Origin of the sequence: Pseudomonas sp. PH1b (assembly GCF_000633395.1) — a bacterium.
Lineage (GTDB): Bacteria > Pseudomonadota > Gammaproteobacteria > Pseudomonadales > Pseudomonadaceae > Aquipseudomonas.
Genome location: NZ_AYMU01000007.1, coordinates 114282 through 132633 on the forward strand (window position 1 = coordinate 114282; position 18352 = coordinate 132633).

General features: G+C 62.7%; 19 protein-coding genes. 17 read left to right on the forward strand and 2 right to left on the reverse strand.

Features of this window, described 5'->3' with window-relative positions:
- Nucleotides 1–7: 7 nt before the first annotated feature.
- The 11 genes from U873_RS0113090 (at nt 8) to U873_RS0113140 (ending at nt 9156) form a co-directional block, all read left to right on the forward strand.
- The gene (locus U873_RS0113090; RefSeq protein ID WP_025128684.1) at nt 8–643 is read left to right on the forward strand and encodes a MotA/TolQ/ExbB proton channel family protein; all 636 of its coding nucleotides are present in this window, start codon (nt 8–10) and stop codon (nt 641–643) included.
- The gene (locus U873_RS0113095; RefSeq protein WP_025128685.1) at nt 640–1068 is read left to right on the forward strand and encodes a biopolymer transporter ExbD; all 429 of its coding nucleotides are present in this window, start codon (nt 640–642) and stop codon (nt 1066–1068) included. Before U873_RS0113090 ends, U873_RS0113095 begins: the two co-directional genes overlap by 4 nt.
- Nucleotides 1068–2078, forward strand: coding sequence for a tetraacyldisaccharide 4'-kinase (gene lpxK / locus U873_RS0113100; RefSeq protein WP_025128686.1), 1011 nt, complete (start codon nt 1068–1070; stop codon nt 2076–2078). The genes U873_RS0113095 and lpxK overlap by 1 nt, the downstream gene beginning before the upstream one ends.
- A 23-nt stretch (nt 2079–2101) precedes the next feature.
- Nucleotides 2102–2287 (forward strand): Trm112 family protein, encoded by a 186-nt coding sequence (locus U873_RS0113105; RefSeq protein WP_025128687.1) that lies wholly within the window; start codon nt 2102–2104, stop codon nt 2285–2287.
- Nucleotides 2284–3048, forward strand: coding sequence for a 3-deoxy-manno-octulosonate cytidylyltransferase (kdsB, locus tag U873_RS0113110; protein ID WP_025128688.1), 765 nt, complete (start codon nt 2284–2286; stop codon nt 3046–3048). The genes U873_RS0113105 and kdsB overlap by 4 nt, the downstream gene beginning before the upstream one ends.
- Nucleotides 3048–3512 (forward strand): low molecular weight protein-tyrosine-phosphatase, encoded by a 465-nt coding sequence (locus U873_RS0113115; protein WP_025128689.1) that lies wholly within the window; start codon nt 3048–3050, stop codon nt 3510–3512. Before kdsB ends, U873_RS0113115 begins: the two co-directional genes overlap by 1 nt.
- Entirely contained in the window at nt 3509–4528 is a 1020-nt protein-coding gene (gene murB, locus U873_RS0113120) for a UDP-N-acetylmuramate dehydrogenase (protein WP_025128690.1), read from the forward strand. Before U873_RS0113115 ends, murB begins: the two co-directional genes overlap by 4 nt.
- A gap of 257 nt (nt 4529–4785) precedes the next feature.
- On the forward strand, nt 4786–5256 hold the full coding sequence (locus tag U873_RS0113125) for a (2Fe-2S)-binding protein (RefSeq protein ID WP_025128691.1): 471 nt from the start codon (nt 4786–4788) through the stop codon (nt 5254–5256).
- Entirely contained in the window at nt 5253–7568 is a 2316-nt protein-coding gene (locus U873_RS0113130; protein WP_025128692.1) for a xanthine dehydrogenase family protein molybdopterin-binding subunit, read from the forward strand. The genes U873_RS0113125 and U873_RS0113130 overlap by 4 nt, the downstream gene beginning before the upstream one ends.
- The gene (locus U873_RS0113135; RefSeq protein WP_025128693.1) at nt 7568–8563 is read left to right on the forward strand and encodes an XdhC family protein; all 996 of its coding nucleotides are present in this window, start codon (nt 7568–7570) and stop codon (nt 8561–8563) included. The genes U873_RS0113130 and U873_RS0113135 overlap by 1 nt, the downstream gene beginning before the upstream one ends.
- Nucleotides 8560–9156, forward strand: a complete 597-nt coding sequence (locus U873_RS0113140; RefSeq protein WP_025128694.1) for an NTP transferase domain-containing protein — start codon at nt 8560–8562, stop codon at nt 9154–9156. The genes U873_RS0113135 and U873_RS0113140 overlap by 4 nt, the downstream gene beginning before the upstream one ends.
- A 65-nt stretch (nt 9157–9221) precedes the next feature.
- Here the strand turns inward: U873_RS0113140 and rne are convergent, their stop codons facing one another.
- Nucleotides 9222–12443, reverse strand: coding sequence for a ribonuclease E (rne, locus tag U873_RS0113145; RefSeq protein WP_025128695.1), 3222 nt, complete (start codon nt 12441–12443; stop codon nt 9222–9224).
- A gap of 733 nt (nt 12444–13176) precedes the next feature.
- On the opposite strand from rne, the gene rluC reads away from it, so the two are divergent.
- Genes rluC through sppA form a run of 3 tightly spaced genes read left to right on the forward strand, consistent with a single transcriptional unit; the run spans nt 13177 to nt 15796 of the window.
- Nucleotides 13177–14133 carry a 23S rRNA pseudouridine(955/2504/2580) synthase RluC gene (gene rluC, locus U873_RS0113150; protein ID WP_025128696.1) on the forward strand — a complete coding sequence of 319 codons (957 nt, stop codon included), beginning with the start codon at nt 13177–13179 and terminating at the stop codon, nt 14131–14133.
- A complete protein-coding gene (locus U873_RS0113155; RefSeq protein ID WP_025128697.1) occupies nt 14123–14785 on the forward strand; it encodes an HAD-IA family hydrolase in 663 nt (220 codons plus the stop codon). The genes rluC and U873_RS0113155 overlap by 11 nt, the downstream gene beginning before the upstream one ends.
- Before the next feature lie 21 nt (nt 14786–14806).
- The gene (sppA, locus tag U873_RS0113160; RefSeq protein WP_025128698.1) at nt 14807–15796 is read left to right on the forward strand and encodes a signal peptide peptidase SppA; all 990 of its coding nucleotides are present in this window, start codon (nt 14807–14809) and stop codon (nt 15794–15796) included.
- Nucleotides 15797–15849: 53 nt separating this feature from the next.
- Here the strand turns inward: sppA and U873_RS0113165 are convergent, their stop codons facing one another.
- Nucleotides 15850–16428 carry a nucleoside triphosphate pyrophosphatase gene (locus U873_RS0113165; protein WP_025128699.1) on the reverse strand — a complete coding sequence of 193 codons (579 nt, stop codon included), beginning with the start codon at nt 16426–16428 and terminating at the stop codon, nt 15850–15852.
- Between the two features lie 105 nt (nt 16429–16533).
- Here U873_RS0113165 and U873_RS0113170 point away from each other — a divergent pair, with 105 nt between their 5' ends.
- Genes U873_RS0113170 through plsX form a run of 3 tightly spaced genes read left to right on the forward strand, consistent with a single transcriptional unit; the run spans nt 16534 to nt 18271 of the window.
- Entirely contained in the window at nt 16534–17061 is a 528-nt protein-coding gene (locus U873_RS0113170; protein ID WP_025128700.1) for a YceD family protein, read from the forward strand.
- A gap of 13 nt (nt 17062–17074) precedes the next feature.
- Complete coding sequence (gene rpmF, locus U873_RS35205; RefSeq protein ID WP_003179396.1) at nt 17075–17257, forward strand: 50S ribosomal protein L32; 183 nt, start codon at nt 17075–17077, stop codon at nt 17255–17257.
- Between the two features lie 3 nt (nt 17258–17260).
- Nucleotides 17261–18271, forward strand: coding sequence for a phosphate acyltransferase PlsX (gene plsX / locus U873_RS0113175; protein WP_081818658.1), 1011 nt, complete (start codon nt 17261–17263; stop codon nt 18269–18271).
- Nucleotides 18272–18352: the final 81 nt, after the last annotated feature.

An 18352-nucleotide genomic window follows, 5' to 3' on the forward strand; every position in this document is an offset into this window, starting at 1 on the left:
TGTCACTGTGTGGGAATTGGTCAAATCCGGCGGCTGGATGATGTTGCCGATCATTCTGAGTTCCATCGCGGCGGTGGGCATCATCGCCGAGCGTTTGTGGACCCTGCGGGCCAGTCGCGTCACCCCGCCCCATCTGCTGGGCCAGGTCTGGCGCTGGATCAAGGACAAGCAGCTGAACAAGGAAAAGCTCAAGGAGCTGCGCGCCGATTCGCCCCTGGGCGAAATTCTCGCCGCGGGCCTGGCCAATTCCAAGCACGGCCGCGAGATCATGAAGGAATGCATCGAAGAGGCCGCGGCCCGGGTCATTCATGAGCTGGAACGCTATCTCAACGCCCTGGGCACCATCGCCGCGATGGCTCCGTTGCTGGGGCTTCTGGGGACGGTACTGGGCATGATCGATATCTTCAGTTCGTTCATGGGCTCGGGCATGACCACCAATGCCGCCGTGCTTGCCGGTGGCATCTCCAAGGCCCTGATCACCACGGCCGCGGGCCTGATGGTGGGGATCCCCTCGGTGTTCTTCCACCGTTTCCTGCAACGCCGGGTCGATGAGCTGGTGGTGGGCATGGAACAGGAGGCGATCAAGCTGGTGGAAGTGATCCAGGGCGACCGTGATGTCGACCTGGCCGAGGGCAAAGCGTGAAATTCCGTCGCAAGCCCCGGGAAACCGTGGACATCAATCTCGCGTCACTGATCGACGTGGTGTTCATCCTGCTGCTGTTTTTCGTCGTGACCACCACCTTCACCCGGGAAACCCAGCTGCGGGTCGATCTGCCGGAAGCCGTCAGCGGCTCGCCGGCCGAAGACCAGCAGGTCAAGCAGCTGGACGTTGCCATCAGCGCCGACGGGGTGTTTTCGGTGAACAACCAGGTGTTGCCCAAGAACGACCTGGCGACCCTGATCGACGCCTTGCAGAAGGAGTCCGGGGGAGATACCAACCTGCCGTTGTCCATCAGTGCCGACGGCAAGACCCAACACCAAGCGGTGATCACTGCCATGGATGCGGCCGGCAAGCTCGGCTTCAGCCACCTGCGCATGACCACCGTCGAGGCGGCGCCGGCACCCTGATGGCACTTTCCGATCGTCTGCTCGCCGCCTGGTACCACGGCCACCCCGCGCTGAAACTGCTGCAGCCCCTGGAGTGGTTGTACCGCCGGGTGGTGGTGGGCAAGCGCCAGCGTTTCCTGGCCGGCGAAGGCGGGATCTACCAGCCTCCGGTGCCCTTGATCGTGGTGGGCAACATTACGGTCGGCGGTACGGGCAAGACTCCATTGATCCTCTGGCTGGTGGAGCACTGCCAGCGCCTCGGCCTGCGGGTCGGTGTGGTCAGCCGTGGCTACGGCGCCAAGCCGCCGCAATTGCCCTGGCGGGTGGGGCCCGAGGATGGCGCCGAAATCGCCGGTGACGAGCCGCTGCTGATTGTCCAGCGCTGTGGCGTGCCGCTGATGATCGATCCGGATCGTAGCCGCGCGGTGCAAGCCTTGCTGGCCAGTGAAGCGCTGGACCTGATTCTCTCCGATGACGGCCTGCAGCATTACCGCCTGGCTCGTGACCTGGAACTGGTGCTGATCGACGCCGCCCGCGGCCTGGGCAATCGCCGCTGCCTGCCGGCCGGCCCCCTGCGCGAGCCGCTGGAGCGCCTGCAAAGTGTCGATGCACTGCTCTACAACGGCGCCGTGGAAGATCGCACCGATGGTTTCGCCTTTCACCTCAAGCCCTCGGCGCTGGTCAATCTGCAAAGCGGCGAGCGCCGGCCGGTGAACCATTTCGCTGCGGGCCAGGCAGTGCACGCAGTGGCCGGTATTGGCAACCCTCAGCGTTTCTTCAACACCCTTGAAACGCTACACTGGCGGCCTGTCCCCCATGCATTTGCCGATCACGCCCAGTACAGTGCGCAAGCCTTGGCCTTCACCCCGCCATTGCCGCTGGTCATGACCGAGAAGGACGCGGTCAAATGCCGCGCCTTCGCAGCGGCCGACTGGTGGTACCTGGCGGTCGATGCGGTGCCATCGCCGGCCTTCATCGCCTGGTTCGATACCCAGTTGATGCGCCTGCTGCCTGATCGTCTGTTGCCTTAATCGCTTTTATCCAGGGAATTCTCATGGACACCAAACTGCTCGACATCCTTGCTTGCCCGATCTGCAAAGGTCCTCTCAAACTCAGTGCCGACAAGACCGAACTGATCAGCAAGGGTGCAGGCCTGGCCTACCCGATTCGCGACGGCATCCCGGTGATGCTGGAGAGCGAGGCGCGCACCCTGACCAGCGAAGAGCGCCTGGATAAATGACCTGCGCCTTTACTGTTGTCATTCCCGCGCGCTTTGCCTCCACCCGCTTGCCGGGCAAGCCGCTGCAACTGATCGCCGGCAAGCCGATGATCCAGTGGGTCTGGGAGCAGGCCTGCAAGAGCAGCGCCGAGCGGGTGGTGGTGGCCACCGATGACCAGCGCATCGTCGACGCCTGCCAGGGCTTTGGCGCCGAAGCGCTGCTGACCCGGGAGGACCACAACTCCGGCACCGACCGGCTGGCGGAAGTGGCTGCCAAGCTGGGCCTGGCCGCGGACGCGATCGTGGTCAACGTGCAAGGCGACGAGCCGTTGATTCCGCCGTCGGTGATCGACCAGGTGGCGGCCAATCTGGCGGCCCATACCGAAGCGCGCATGGCCACCCTGGCCGAGCCGATCGAGGATGCACAGACCCTGTTCAATCCGAACGTGGTCAAGGTGGTCAGCGACCTCAACGGCCTGGCGCTGACCTTCAGCCGTGCCACCTTGCCCTGGGCGCGGGATGCCTTCGCCAAGGACCGCGACCAGTTGCCGGCTGGCGTGCCTTATCGTCGGCACATCGGCATCTATGCCTATCGCGTCGGTTTCCTCCATGACTTTGTCAGCTGGGGGCCGTGCTGGCTGGAAAACACCGAATCCCTGGAGCAACTGCGTGCCCTGTGGCATGGCGTACGGATCCACGTTGCCGACGCCCTGGAAGCGCCGCCCACCGGCGTCGATACCGCCGAAGACCTCGAGCGCGTCCGGCGCCTGTTGGAGGCCTGATGCAGGTTCTGTTCGTTTGCCTGGGCAATATCTGCCGCTCGCCCACTGCCGAAGGCGTATTGCGCAGCAAGCTGCGTGAGGCCGGCCTGGACGACCAGGTGCAGGTGGCGTCCGCTGGCACCAGCGACTGGCATATCGGCAAGGCGCCGGACCAGCGCAGCCAGCGCGCAGCCTTGCAGCGAGGCTACGACCTCTCGGCACAACGGGCGCAGCAGGTCGGCAGCGCTGATTTTGCGCAATATGACCTGATCTTCGCCATGGACCAGAGCAACCTGCGCAACCTCAAGGCCTTGCAACCGGCCCGGGGCAAGGCTGAGCTGGACCTGTTCCTGCGCCGCTATGAGTCGGCGCTGGATGAAGTGCCGGACCCGTATTACGACGGCGAACAGGGCTTCGAGCAGGTGCTGGATCTGATCGAGCAGGCGTGTGACCGGTTGGTGGTCGAATTGAAGGGGCGGTTATGACCCTGCACATTCAATCCCAGGTTTCCCTCAAGCCGTTCAACAGCTTTGGTGTCGAGGTCAAGGCGCAGCTGTTCGCCCAGGCCCATAGCGATGATGAGGTGCGTGAGGCGCTGGCCTATTGCGCCGACCGGCAATTACCGCTGCTGGTGATTGGCGGTGGCAGCAACCTGCTGTTGACGGCGGATATCCAGGCGCTGGTGTTGCGCATGGCCAGCCGTGGCATTCGTCTGCTCAGCGATGACGGGCAGCGCGTGGTGGTGGAAGCCGAGGCCGGGGAAACCTGGCACCCCTTTGTCCAGTGGACCCTGGAGCAGGGGCTCTCGGGCCTGGAAAACCTCAGCCTGATCCCCGGTACCGTCGGCGCCGCGCCGATGCAGAACATCGGTGCCTACGGGGTGGAGATCAAGGACGTGTTCGCCGGCCTGACCGCCCTGGACCGGCAGACCGGCGAGCTGCGGGATTTCGATCTGGCGCAGTGCCAGTTCGCCTACCGCGACAGCCTGTTCAAGCACCAGGCCGGTCGCTGGCTGATCCTGCGGGTGCGCTTTGCCCTGAATCGCGTCGATCACTTGCACCTTGAGTACGGTCCGGTGCGTCAGCGTCTGAGCGAGCAGGGCATCGAGCAGCCGACTGCCAGCGATGTCAGTCGGGCAATCTGCAGCATCCGCAGCGAAAAACTCCCGGATCCGGCAGAGCTCGGCAATGCCGGCAGCTTCTTCAAGAACCCGGTGGTGTCGGCGCTGCTCGCAGCGCAGATCAAGGCGTCGCACCCGGGGGTGGTGGGTTATCCCCTGGCGGACGGGCAAGTGAAGCTGGCCGCTGGCTGGCTGATCGAGCAGGCAGGCTGGAAGGGCTTTCGCGAGGCGGATGCCGGGGTCCATCGCCTGCAATCCCTGGTGCTGGTCAACTACGGTGCCGCCACCGGCTTGCAGTTGCTCGCCCTGGCTCAGCGGATCCAGCGCGATATCTTCGAGCGCTTCGGTGTCGAGCTGGAGATGGAGCCCAATCTCTACTGACCCTGGGCTGCCTTGGCCGCAATCGTTAATGATGAAAAAAAAGCCTTGCCCGGCTGATGTTCGGGCAAGGCTTTTTTGTTAATTACGGCTTAACTTAGCAAGCTAAGAATGCAAGCTTTGCTGTTTTAAAAGGCCCGGTGAAGCCCTGTCTTCATAAGAGAGCCCGATTAGCCTGAGCCGATCTGCGTGCACCGCAGCCGCGGTATTGCGCGGCAGATGGCTCGACCCCCATCACCTCACAGAATGCGGGCGTGCCCATGATTACCCTGAAGCTCAACGGTCAAGATCATCAACTGGACGTCACCGAGGACATGCCGCTGTTGTGGGCGATCCGCGATGTGGCGGGCTACAACGGCACCAAGTTCGGCTGCGGCATGGGCCTGTGCGGCGCCTGTACCATTCACGTCGACGGCGACCCGGCGCGTAGTTGCATCACCCCGATCGGCTCGGTCCAGGGCAAGAACGTCAGCACCATCGACAACCTGCACACCGATCCGGTGGGGCAGGTGGTGCAGCAGGCCTGGCTGGACATCGCGGTGGCCCAGTGCGGTTACTGCCAGGGCGGGCAGATCATGTCCGCCACGGCCTTGTTGAAAGTCCACCCCAACCCCAGCGACGAGCAGATCGAAGAAGCGATGCTCGGCAATATCTGCCGCTGCGGTACCTATAACCGGATCAAGACCGCCATCCGCCAGGCGTCCAGCCACCTGCAGGAGGCCAAGGCATGAACCGCCTGCCAAGTGATTTTGCGTTGAGCAACCTGAGCCGCAGGGGCTTTCTCAAGGGCGTGGGCGCCACTGGCGCCCTGGTGCTGGCCGCAAGCTGGGGCTGGCAGGACGCGTTTGCCGAGGACAAGAAGTTCGGTGCCGACGGCATGCCCCACGGCTGGGTCGATGACCCCAAGGTGTATGTGAGCATCGCTGCCGATGGCAGCGTGACGGTGATCTGCAACCGCTCGGAGATGGGCCAGGGCGTGCGCACCAGCCTGAGCATGGTGGTGGCCGACGAGCTGGAGGCCGACTGGGCGCAGGTCAAGGTCAGGCAGGCGCCGGGGGACGAAGTGCGCTTTGGCAACCAGGACACTGATGGATCACGCAGCATGCGTCACTGGTACGAGCCCATGCGTCGTTGCGGCGCGGCTGCGCGGAGCATGTTGGAGCAGGCGGCCGCCGAGCAATGGAATGTGCCGCTGGCGGAGTGCCGGGCGCAGTTGCACAAGGTGGTCCACCAGCCCAGCGGGCGCGAACTGGGGTACGGCGCCTTGGCCGCGGCAGCAGCCGCCTTGGCGGTGCCGGCCCGGGACAGCCTGGGCCTGAAGCAGCCTGGAGAGTTTCGCTATATCGGCAAGGAGGCGACCCGGGCCATCGACGGCCAGGACATCGTCAACGGCCGTGCAGTGTATGGCGCCGATGTGCATTTTGACGGCATGCTCTACGCGGCGGTGGCGCGGCCAAGGGTCTATGGCGGCACCGTCAAGTCGGTGGATGACAGTGCGGCGTTGAAGGTGCCTGGGGTGATCAAGGTGATGCCCATCGACAGTCGACCCTTGCCGTCCGAGTTCCAGCCCCTGGGGGGCGTGGCGGTGGTGGCGAGCAATACCTGGGCGGCGATCAAGGGCCGCGATGCACTGAAGATCGAGTGGAACGATGGGGTCAATGGCGGCTACAACTCCGTCGAATACCGCAAGGAACTGGAAGCTGCGGCGCAAAAGCCGGGCAAGGTGGTGCGCAGTACCGGCAATCTCGACGAAGCCTTGAGTGGTGCCGATAGCAGCCTGGAGGCCACCTACTATTTGCCGCACCTGGCCCAGGCTCCCATGGAGCCCATGGTGGCCGTGGCGCGCTTCGAGAATGGGCGCTGCGAAGCCTGGGCACCGAGCCAGGCGCCCCAGGTCACCCGCGAGCGGATTGCCGAACGCCTGGGCATAGGGTTTGACCAGGTCACGGTGAACGTCACGCTGCTGGGTGGCGGCTTCGGTCGCAAATCCAAGCCGGACTTCATTCTCGAAGCGGCGATCCTGGCCAAGGCTTTCCCCGGCAAGGCGATGCGGGTGCAATGGACCCGGGAAGACGATATCCACAACTCCTACTTCCATACGGTGTCGGCGGAGTACCTCAAGGCCGGGCTGAACAAGGACGGCATGCCGGCGGCCTGGCTGCATCGCACGGTGGCGCCCAGCATCACCGCGCTGTTCGCTCCGGGGATGAGCCACGAGGGGGCCTTCGAGCTGGGCATGGGGTTCACCAACATGGCCTATGCCATTCCCAATGTGCGCCTGGAGAACCCCGAAGCCGCTGCCCATACCCGGGTTGGCTGGTATCGCTCGGTGTCGAACATTCCCCATGGCTTCGCGATCCAGAGTTTTGTCGACGAACTGGCCCACAAGGCCGGCCAGGACCCGCTGAAGTACCAGCTCAGGCTGCTGGGGCCGGATCGTCAGATCGATCCGCGAACCTTGAGCGAAGAGTGGAACTATGGCGAATCCCCCGAGCGCTACCCCATCGACACCGGACGCTTGCGCACGGTGCTGGAAACCGCGGCCAAGGCTGCCGGCTGGGGGCGCTCGCTGCCCAAGGGGCGCGGTCTGGGCCTGGCGGTGCACTACAGCTTCGTGACCTATGTGGCCGCGGCCATCGAGGTCGAGGTCAAGGAGGATGGCACGCTGATCGTGCACAAGGCCGATATCGCCGTGGATTGCGGGCCGCAGATCAACCCGGAGCGTATCCGCTCGCAGTTCGAGGGGGCTTGCGTCATGGGGTTGGGGAACGCGGTACTGGGGGAAATCAGCTTCAAGGATGGCAAGGTCCAGCAGGATAACTTCCATATGTATGAGGTGGCGCGGATGTCCCTGGCGCCCAAAGAGGTGCAGGTGCATCTGGTCACGCCAGTGGGCGATGTGCCGTTGGGCGGTGTCGGCGAGCCGGGTGTACCGCCGATTGCGCCGGCCTTGTGCAATGCGATCTTCGCTGCCACCGGCAAGCGCATCCGCAACTTGCCGGTGCGCTACCAGTTGCAAGGCTGGCAGCAGGCGGGAGCCTGATGGACGGCGTTGACCTGAATGTCCTGCGCAGCGTCCTGGAGTGGCGTCGCGCCGGGCGAGCCGTGGTGCTCTACAGCGTGGTCCAGACCTGGGGCAGTGCGCCCCGGCCGCCGGGGGCCATGCTGGCCCTGCGTGACGATGGCGTGTTGATCGGCTCGGTGTCCGGGGGCTGTATCGAGGACGATCTGATCGCTCGCCTGGGAGACGGACGCTTGTCCCCGGTGGGGCCACCGGTGCGAGTGGTGACCTATGGCGTCAGCCTGGAGGAGGCCGCGCGTTTTGGCCTGCCTTGTGGAGGAACCTTGCGCCTGACAGAGGAGCGGGTTGGCGATCCGGCCTGGATCGAGCAGTTGCTGGAGCGCTGTGAAGCGCACCAGATTGTCGCCAGGGAGTTGAACCTGAGTACTGGCGAGGTGCTGCTTCGGGCTGCGAGCAGGGCGGATGAGCTGGCCTTTGATGGGCTGGTCTTGCGGGCGATCTACGGGCCGCGCTGGCGCTTGCTGCTGATCGGCGCCGGGCAGTTGTCGCGGTATGTGGCGCAAATGGCCCGCCTGCTGGACTTCGAGGTGCTGGTCTGTGATCCGCGCCAGGAGTTCGTCCATGGTTGGGAGGATCAGGATGGGCGATTTGTCGCTGGCATGCCCGACGATGCGGTGTTGAGCATCGAACCTGACGAACGCACGGCGGTGGTCGCCCTGACCCATGATCCACGCCTGGATGACATGGCGCTGCTGACGGCGCTCGACTCCCGGGCGTTCTATGTCGGGGCCCTGGGATCCAGGGTCAACAGTCAGAAGCGTCGGGACAACCTGGCGCTGCTGGGCTTGTCGGCAGAGGCCATCGCGCGTTTGCATGGGCCTGTCGGCCTGTACATCGGCAGCCATACACCGGCAGAGATCGCCTTGTCGCTGATGGCGGAAATCGTCGCGATCAAGAATGGCATCGACTCGTTGCAGAGGGCGCCGTTGCCACGCATGAGCGAGGTGGCGACATGACCGCTTTGCCCTGCGCCATCATCCTGGCTGCGGGGCAGGGCAGTCGGTATCGGCAGGTGGCGGGGGCGGATCAGGACAAGTTGCTGGCCCCCTGCCAGGGGCGTGACGGGAAAATCCGCCCGGTGCTGGAGCAGGTGCTGGTGAACCTGCCGGATGAAGTGGTCGCTAGGGTGCTGGTGACTACCGGCGGTCGGCCGTGGGTGGCAGATCTGGCGCGGGCCTATGGGTGTCGGGTATTGCTGCTGGACTCCACCGGCATGGGGCATAGCCTGGCGGCGGCGGTGGCTGCCAGTGCCGATGCCAATGGCTGGCTGGTGCTGCTGGGGGATATGCCTTTTGTCTTGCCGGCTACCGCGATGCAAGTGGTAGCGGCGCTGACCGAGGAGAGTATCAGCGTACCCCGCCTGGGTGCCGCTCTTGGGCATCCGGTCGGCTTCGGTCGGGCCTATGGCACGGCGTTGCAAGGCTTGTCCGGTGACCGGGGCGCCAAGCCGCTGTTCGCCTCGGGCAAGGTGGTGGAGGTCGCAGTGACTGATCCTGGAGTGGTATGGGATGTGGACCTGCCGCAGGCGTTGCTCTATCAGGAGGAGTGAATGCCACGGGCATGAAAAAGCCCCGCCCGGTTACCCGGGCGGGGCTTTTTCATTGGCCGATTGAATCAGACGAGGGGTTTAGGCTCGTGCTGCTTTTCCTCGGTGTGCGCTACGTGCTCAACAGCTTGCTCGGCAGCGTCTGGTGTTTCCTCGACGGCAGGGGCAGATTGCTCTACCACGGTCTCGGCGACGGGTGCAGGTGCAGCTTCAACCACTTCGACAGGAGCTGGAGCGGCCTCTACGACCACCGGGGCTTCTACCGGTGCAGCTTCGGCAGCGACCACGGCTTCAGCCGGAGCAGCAGCGGCAGCCAGTTCGGCTTCCTTCTGCAGGCGCTCGGCTTCACGCTTGCGGCGACGCACTTCGCGTGGATCGTTTGGTGCACGACCGTTGCTGGTCAGGGCGCTGGCCGGGGCAGTCTCGACCACCGGAGCCGGTGTTTCGACCACTTCAGCTGCTGCAACCGGAGCCGGCTCTTCAACCTGGGCAGGCTGCTGGGCAACGACCGGCTGCTCGATCACTACAGGTTCAGCGACCGGGGCTGGGGTTTCCTGAGCAGGCTCAATGGCTTTCTCTTCAACCACCGGCGCCTGGACTGCAGGCTCGGCAACAGGCTGTTCGGCAACCACAGGCTGGGCTTCGACCACCACGGCAGGCTCGACAATCACTTCGACCGGTGCCGGCTCGGCAACCACAGGGGCAACCTCGACTGCTGGAGCTTCAGGAGCCGCTACGGGGGTCGTGGCTTCAACCACCGGTGCTTCTGGAGCTGCCTCTTCAACGGCGGCGGTAGCGCGCTCGGCTTGCTGATGGGCTTCGGCTTCAGCGCTGGCGCTGATGGCGGTGCTGGCAACGGCGGCGGTGACCGCCAGGCCGGCAACTAGATCGGCGCTGCTTGGCTCTTCGGTGTTTTCTTCGGAACCTTCGATCACGTTGCCGTCGGCATCACGCTGGCGCTCGCGGCGGTTGCTGCGACGGCGCTGGCCGCGGGAGCGACGACGTGGACGTTCGCCTTCGGCGTTGTCCTGGCCTTCTTCCTGCAGTTGCTCTTCGGTCGGCAGTACTTCTTCTTCACTGGCGGCAGCGGCTTGAGCCTGTTCGGCGCGCGGTTGACGCTCCTCGCGTGGCTGGCGCGGCTGGCGCTCTTCACGTGGTGGGCGGGCCGGGCGTTCTTCAGTCACGGCAACCGCAGCAGTCGCAGCGGCTGCAGCTGGGGCGGCGTCCAGTGGTTCACGCAGTTCGCGTACGCGCTCTTCACGTTCGCCGCGCGGCTTGCGATCTTCACGAGGAGCGCGTGGTTGACGCTCTTCGCGTGGCGCGCGTGGTGCGCGTTCTTCGCGGGCTACGCCTTGAACTTCTTCACGGGCTTCGCGAACTTCACGTGGCTGACGCTCTTCCCGTGGTGCGCGCTCTTCACGCGGGGCACGTTCTTCGCGTGGCTTGCGTTCTTCATCGCGGCGACCGTTACGGTTGCGGCTCTGTTGACGGCCATTGCGGCGTTCTTCGTTGCTGCGGGCCGGCTTCTCGGTTGCTGGCTTCTCGACCACGACCGGAGCGGCTGGCTCTTCCTTGGTTGCAAACAGGCTGACCAGGGACTTCACCAGGCCCTTGAACAGGCTAGGTTCGGCAATGACCGGCGCTGGAGCTGCTACAGGCGCAGGCGCTTCGCTCGGTACCGGCGCATTGGCGCGGGCCGGTGCGGTCTTCACTGCAGCTTCCTGGCGAACCAGGGTGCGGGTGGCGGCGGTTGGCTGAACTTCTTCGGCTTCGGCGGCAGCAGCGGCGATTTCGTAGCTGGACTGGTTGGTGTTGGCTTCCGGGCTGTCGTCACGCAGGCGCTGCACTTCGAAGTGCGGCGTTTCGAGGTGATCGTTCGGCAGGATGACGATGCGGGCACGGGTGCGCAGTTCGATCTTGGTGATCGAGTTGCGTTTTTCGTTGAGCAGGAAGGCAGCGACCGGAATCGGCACTTGGGCGCGAACTTCGGCGGTGCGGTCTTTCAGGGCTTCTTCTTCGATCAGGCGCAGGATCGCCAGGGACAGCGACTCGACGTCACGGATGATGCCGGTGCCGTTGCAGCGAGGGCAGACGATGCCGCTGCTTTCGCCCAGGGATGGACGCAGGCGCTGACGGGACATTTCCAGCAGGCCGAAGCGCGAGATGCGACCGATCTGTACACGGGCGCGGTCGGCTTCCAGGCATTCGCGGACTTTCTCTTCCACGGCGCGCTGGTTCTTGGCCGGGGTCATGTCGATGAAGTCGATGACGATCAGGCCGCCGATATCACGCAGGCGCAGTTGGCGAGCGATTTCTTCCGCTGCTTCCAGGTTGGTCTGCAGGGCGGTTTCTTCGATGTCGCTGCCTTTGGTGGCGCGGGCCGAGTTGATGTCGATGGACACCAGGGCTTCGGTCGGGTCGATGACGATGGAGCCGCCGGAAGGCAGTTCGACCACGCGCTGGAAGGCGGTCTCGATCTGGCTTTCGATCTGGAAGCGGTTGAACAGCGGCACGCTGTCTTCGTACAGCTTGATCTTGCTGGCGTACTGCGGCATCACCTGGCGGATGAAGGTCAGGGCTTCGTCCTGGGCTTCAACGCTGTCGATCAGCACTTCGCCGATGTCCTGGCGCAGGTAGTCGCGGATCGCGCGGATGATCACGTTGCTTTCCTGGTAGATCAGGAACGGCGCGGAGCGATCCAGGGACGCTTCCTTGATGGCGGTCCAGAGTTGCAGCAGGTAGTCGAGGTCCCACTGCATTTCTTCGCTGCTGCGGCCCAGGCCGGCAGTGCGCACGATCAGACCCATGTCGGCAGGAGCCACCAGGCCGTTCAGCGCTTCACGCAGTTCGTTGCGCTCTTCACCTTCGATGCGGCGCGAGATGCCACCGGCACGCGGGTTGTTCGGCATCAGTACCAGGTAACGACCGGCCAGGCTGATGAAGGTGGTCAGGGCGGCGCCCTTGTTGCCACGCTCTTCTTTCTCGACCTGAACGATGACTTCCTGGCCTTCGCTCAGGACGTCCTTGATGTTGACGCGGCCTTCGGGGGCTTTCTTGAAGTATTCGCGGGAGATTTCTTTGAGGGGCAGGAAGCCGTGGCGCTCAGAGCCGAAATCGACAAAGGCAGCCTCGAGGCTGGGTTCGATACGAGTGATTCGGCCCTTATAGATGTTGGCCTTCTTCTGCTCGCGGGCACCGGATTCGATATCCAGGTCGTAGAGGCGCTGGCCGTCTACCAGAGCAACACGCAACTCTTCGGGTTGAGTTGCGTTAATCAGCATTCTTTTCATGTAGTACCGTCGGTTTCCGGGCTGCCGGAAACGGCGTTCGGCACACACGACTTCTCACGGTCGGTGTCAGGTGCGTCCAGAGTGGTTGGCCACTCCAGTGTCTTAGCGAGGTTCGTCCAAGTAACTCAATTGACTCAAGTAGCCAAGAACGAAGTCGCGACTCACGCGTCCTGCTTGCTGTGGTGACTAACGCACCGCTTAAGCAAAAGTCTGTCAGGAGGAGGAATCAACCGGCGACTGTGGACGAGATGAAGCGTCTTGATAAAGCCTAATGCTACACAGTCCGACGGTTGTGCATCTCCACCCTACACGTATCCCTGATAATTCGGGTGCTGCCGCGCGCAGAATCCGCAGCGGGTTGGCATTTACCGTGAACTCCGAAAGGGGAGGTCACGCATCATGGCTAAAGGCGTTGTTTCCGCGGCTCTCATTCGGGATCTTCTGCCGCTGACTGCACTTTGTGAACTGGCCGTTAATCTCAACGTAACGGGCGAGTAAGTACTCTGCTCGCTACGGGTTTCAGGCCTCATGTCACCTGCGCTTGTTACAGCGTCAAAGTCATCCGTTATGTAACGAAAGCCTTGTAGGACGGCCTTGCGTCCTGATGAATTGCGTTGGTCAGGGCCGGCTGCTTGCCGCTGTTCCGCTGTCCAGCCGCTTTTGGCGGCGTTCGCGACTATAGCAGCAATCATTAAGTGCTTCAAATCCATAAAAAATTGTTATGATTCGCGCCATGACGACTACTGCCCCCTCGACCCCAGGCGTTCAATTGCTTGAGGTCTCGCCGGAATATGCCGGCCAACGTATTGACAACTTTCTTCTTGCTCGGCTCAAAGGCGTGCCCAAGACCTTGATTTATCGCATTTTGCGCAAAGGCGAAGTGCGAGTGAACAAGGGAAGGATCAAGCCCGAGTACAAGCTGCAGGCGGGCGATGTGGTGCGCGTGCCGCCGGTGCGCGTGCCGGAGCGCGACGAACCGGTACCGCTGGCCCAGGGCTTGCTGCAACGGCTGGAAGCCTCGATTGTCTTCGAAGACAAGGCCCTGATCGTGATCAACAAGCCTGCCGGCATCGCCGTGCATGGCGGCAGCGGCCTGAATTTTGGTGTGATCGAAGCCTTTCGTCAGTTGCGCCCGGACGCCAAGGAGCTGGAACTGGTTCATCGCCTCGATCGGGATACCTCCGGCCTGCTGATGATCGCCAAGAAGCGCAGCATGCTGCGCCACCTGCATGCTGCGCTGCGGGGGGATGGCGTGGACAAGCGCTACATGGCGCTGGTTCGCGGTCATTGGGCGACGGCGGTGAAGCAGGTGCGTGCACCGCTGCTCAAGAGCAACCTGCGTTCCGGCGAGCGCATGGTGGAGGTCAATGAAGAAGGCAAGGAGGCCTTGACGATGTTCAAGGTGCTGCGCCGCTTCGGTGATTTCGCCACCATGGTCGAGGCCAAGCCGGTGACTGGGCGTACTCACCAGATTCGCGTGCACACCCTGCACGCCGGGCACTGCATTGCCGGTGACAGCAAGTACGGCGATGACGATTTCACTCGCGAGATCCGTGAGCTGGGCGGCAAGCGCCTGTTTCTCCATGCCTATATGTTGACGGTGCCGCTGCCCGATGGCGGCGAGCTGAAATTGCAGGCCCCGGTGGATGAGATGTGGGCCAAGACCGTGGAGCGCCTGAGTGCACCCTGATTACAAACTGCTGATCTTCGACTGGGACGGCACTCTGGCAGATTCCATTGGTCGGATTGTCGAGTCAATGCACGCATCTGCAGATCGTTCCGGCTTTCCTCGCCGCGATGATTACGCCGTCAAGGGCATTATCGGTCTGGGATTGCCAGAGGCGATTCGCACCCTGTATCCGGAAATAGATGATGGGCAGTTAGTAGCCTTTCGTCAGCATTATGCGGATCACTACATTGCCCTCGAGGCTGAGCCTTCGCCTCTGTTCGCGGGTGTGGTGCAGTCTCTCGACGCCTTTCGGGATGAGGGTTATCAACTGGCCGTCGCCACCGGCAAGGCCCGGCGAGGGCTGGATCGAGTGTTGAAGGCCCATGGTTGGGAAGGGTATTTCGATATCACCCGAGCAGCCGACGAAACTGCCAGCAAGCCGCATCCGTTGATGCTGGAGGAAATCCTTGCTCATTGCGGGGTGGGGCCGCGGCAGGCTTTGATGGTTGGCGATTCGTCCTTTGATCTGTTGATGGCGCGCAATGCCGGAATGGATTCGGTGGCCGTGAGCTACGGAGCTCAGTCCATCGAGGCTTTGCAGGCATTCGAGCCGCGCTTGTCCATCGACCGTTTTCCACAATTGCACACCTGGTTGAGCCAGGGTGCCGATTAAGATTTTGCTGGGGTAACAGGCATGACCGACGAATGGAAGGCGCCGAGCAAGGCGGGCGCTGAAGGTGGTGATGATAAAAGCTGGAAACTTCTGGAGAAGACGCTGCTGGCCGGTGTCCAGGAACAGCGTCGTTCGCGGCGCTGGGGCATTTTCTTCAAGCTGTTGACCTTTGTTTACCTGTTCGCGGCGCTGGCGTTGTTCACGCCGCTGATGACCATGGAAAAGAACGCCACTCGTGGCGGTAGCTACACCGCAGTGATCGATGTCACGGGGGTGATTGCCGACAAGGAGTCGGCCAGCGCTGACAATATTGTCGGCAGCCTGCGTACTGCGTTCGATGATTCCAAGGTCAAGGGCATTGTTCTGCGTATCAACAGTCCTGGCGGCAGTCCGGTGCAGTCCGGCTACGTCTATGACGAGATCCGTCGTCTGCGGGCTTTGCACAAGGACACCAAGGTCTACGCGGTGATCTCGGATCTCGGGGCTTCGGGCGCTTACTACATCGCCAGCGCTGCTGACGAGATCTACGCCGACAAGGCGAGCCTGGTGGGCTCCATTGGTGTGACGGCGGCCGGCTACGGCTTTGTCGGCACCATGGAGAAGCTGGGGGTTGAGCGTCGTACCTATACCTCCGGCGAGCACAAGTCGTTCCTCGATCCGTTCCAACCGCAAAAGCCTGAAGAGACCCAGTTCTGGCAGGGCGTGCTGGACACCACTCATCGCCAGTTCATTGCCAGCGTCAAGCAGGGCCGTGGCGATCGCCTGAAGGACAAGGAGCATCCGGAGCTGTTCTCCGGCCTGGTGTGGTCGGGCGAGCAGGCGCTGCAATTGGGGTTGATCGATGGCCTGGGCAATACCAGTTCGGTGGCGCGGGATGTGATTGGCGAGAAAGAGGTGGTGGACTTTACCGTCCAGGAATCGCCATTTGATCGCTTCTCGAAGAAGCTCGGTGCCAGCGTGGCTGAGCAGATTGCCATGTGGATGGGCTTTCAGGGCCCAACCTTGCGCTGATCGGGCGTTGCTCAATAAAAAGCCGGCTTGAGTGCCGGCTTTTTTATGGCGGCTCAGGGCGTCTCTACGCCTTCGGCCAGCAGCATGTCCACGAGGCGGATCAGTGGCAAGCCGATAAGGCTGGTGGCATCGCTGCCGGCGGTACTCTGGAACAGGCTGACCCCCAGGCCTTCGGCCTTGAAGCTGCCGGCGCAATCATAGGGCTGCTCGGCGTGCAGGTAGCGTTCGATGCGGGCGCTGTCCAGGGTGCGCATGTTGACCGTAAACGGGACGCAGTCGACCTGGCAGTGGCCGGTCTGGCTGTTGAGCAGGGCCAGGCCGGTGAGGAAGGTCACGCTGGCGCCGCTGGCGTCCAGCAGTTGCTGGCGGGCCTTGTCGAAGGTATGGGGTTTGCCGATGATGCGCTCGCCAAGCACCGCGACCTGGTCGGAGCCGATGATCAGGTGTGCGGGATGGCTGCTTGCCAGGGCGCGGGCCTTTTCCTCGGCCAGGCGTTTCACCAGGGCCGTGGCAGATTCTCCGGGACGATGGCTTTCGTCGATGTCAGGAGAGCTGCAGGTGAAGGGCAGGCGCAGGCGGGACAGCAATTCTCGGCGGTAGGCCGAGCTTGAGGCGAGTAATAAAGGCAGCATGTGCGTCTCCTGAGGCAGGCCGGGAATTCTAGCGAGGCTTGCAAGTGACGGACAGGGCTGAATTTCCTTTGACATGGCCGGGGGCATCCCTATAATGCTGCGCCTATGTTGAATGACCCGATTCCACCTCACGTTGACCCGCGCAAATTGGCTGACCGTGGCACCACCCTTCAAGGTGAACTGCTGCTGGCCGATTTGGAGAGACTCTGCGACCCGCTTTCCGACAATGTCGGTACGGTGCAGGCTAAATTCATTTTCGAGCGTGACGAACGTAAAGCTGTAGTTATCCACAGCTCCATCGACGTCGAAGTCAAAATGGTTTGCCAGCGTTGTCTTGAGCTGGTCACCCTGCCGATCCACAGCGAGTGCAGTTACGCCGTGGTGAAGGAGGGTGCGAATACCCAGTCGTTGCCGAAAGGTTATGACGTGCTGGAACTGGGCGAAGATCCTTTGGATCTGCAGGCGTTGGTCGAGGAAGAGCTTTTGCTTGCCTTGCCCATCGTGCCTGCTCATCATCCGGAAGAATGCCAGCAGCCGGCGGGGCTCGATGAGCCCGAACCGAGCGAGGACGAGGTAACGCGGTCCAACCCGTTCAGTGTATTGGCGCAGTTAAAGCGTGACCCAAACGTTTAGGAGTTAATCAATTATGGCTGTTCAGCAGAACAAAAAATCCCGCTCTGCCCGTGACATGCGTCGCTCCCACGACGCCCTCGAGGCTAGCACCCTGTCCGTAGAAAAGACCACTGGTGAAGTTCACCTGCGTCACCACGTATCGCCAGAAGGCGTATACCGTGGTCGTAAAGTGATCGACAAGGGCGCTGACGAGTAATCCTTGTCCGCTCAAGTCATCGCGATTGACGCAATGGGCGGGGACTTCGGTCCCCGCAGCATTGTTCAGGCGAGTATTGCTTGCCTGTCTGCTACCCCCTCGCTGCACCTGACCCTGGTGGGTCAACCCTCCCTTCTTGAAGATTTGATTTGCGCCCATTCGGCCGTGGATCGCGCGCGCCTGACGATTACCCCTGCAAACGAGGTGATCACCATGGACGAAAAGCCTTCTCAGGCCCTGCGTGGCAAGCCTGATTCCTCGATGCGGGTGGCCCTCGAGCTGCTGCGCGATGACAAGGTCCAGGCCTGTGTCAGTGCCGGCAATACCGGGGCGCTGATGGCGCTGTCGCGTTATGTGTTGAAAACCCTGCCTGGTATCGATCGTCCGGCGATGGTGGCTGCCATTCCCACTCAGCGTGGTTATTGCCAGTTGCTGGATCTGGGGGCCAACGTCGATTGCAGTGCCGAACACCTGTTGCAGTTTGCAATCATGGGCTCGGTTGCGGCGCAGGCCCTGGGCATCGTCCGGCCGCGAGTGGCGCTGTTGAATATCGGTACCGAAGACATCAAGGGCAACCAGCAGGTCAAGCTGGCGGCCAGTCTGCTGCAGCAGGCCCGGGGGTTGAATTACATCGGTTTTATCGAGGGTGACGGGCTTTATCGTGGCGAGGCGGATGTGGTGGTGTGCGACGGGTTCGTCGGCAACATCCTGCTCAAGTCCAGCGAAGGGTTGGCGACCATGATCGCCGCCCGTATCGAGGCACTGTTCAAGCAAAACCTGTTGACCCGGACTGTGGGGGCGCTGGCCTTGCCGTTGATGCGACGGCTGCAGGCAGACCTGGCGCCGGCGCGGCACAACGGTGCGAGCTTCCTGGGGTTGCAGGGGATTGTGGTTAAAAGCCACGGTTCGGCAGGGGTTCAGGGCTTCCAGAGTGCCATTCAGCGGGCGCTGATCGAAATTCAGGAAGACTTGCCGCGACGCCTGCATGGGCAACTTGAAGACTTGTTGCCGTAGGCGTTTTTCCTGTGGAGTGCTTAAATGTGACCGCTCAGTTCAATTGGCCATCCAACTGTCAGTTTCTTGCGTCCACCGTGG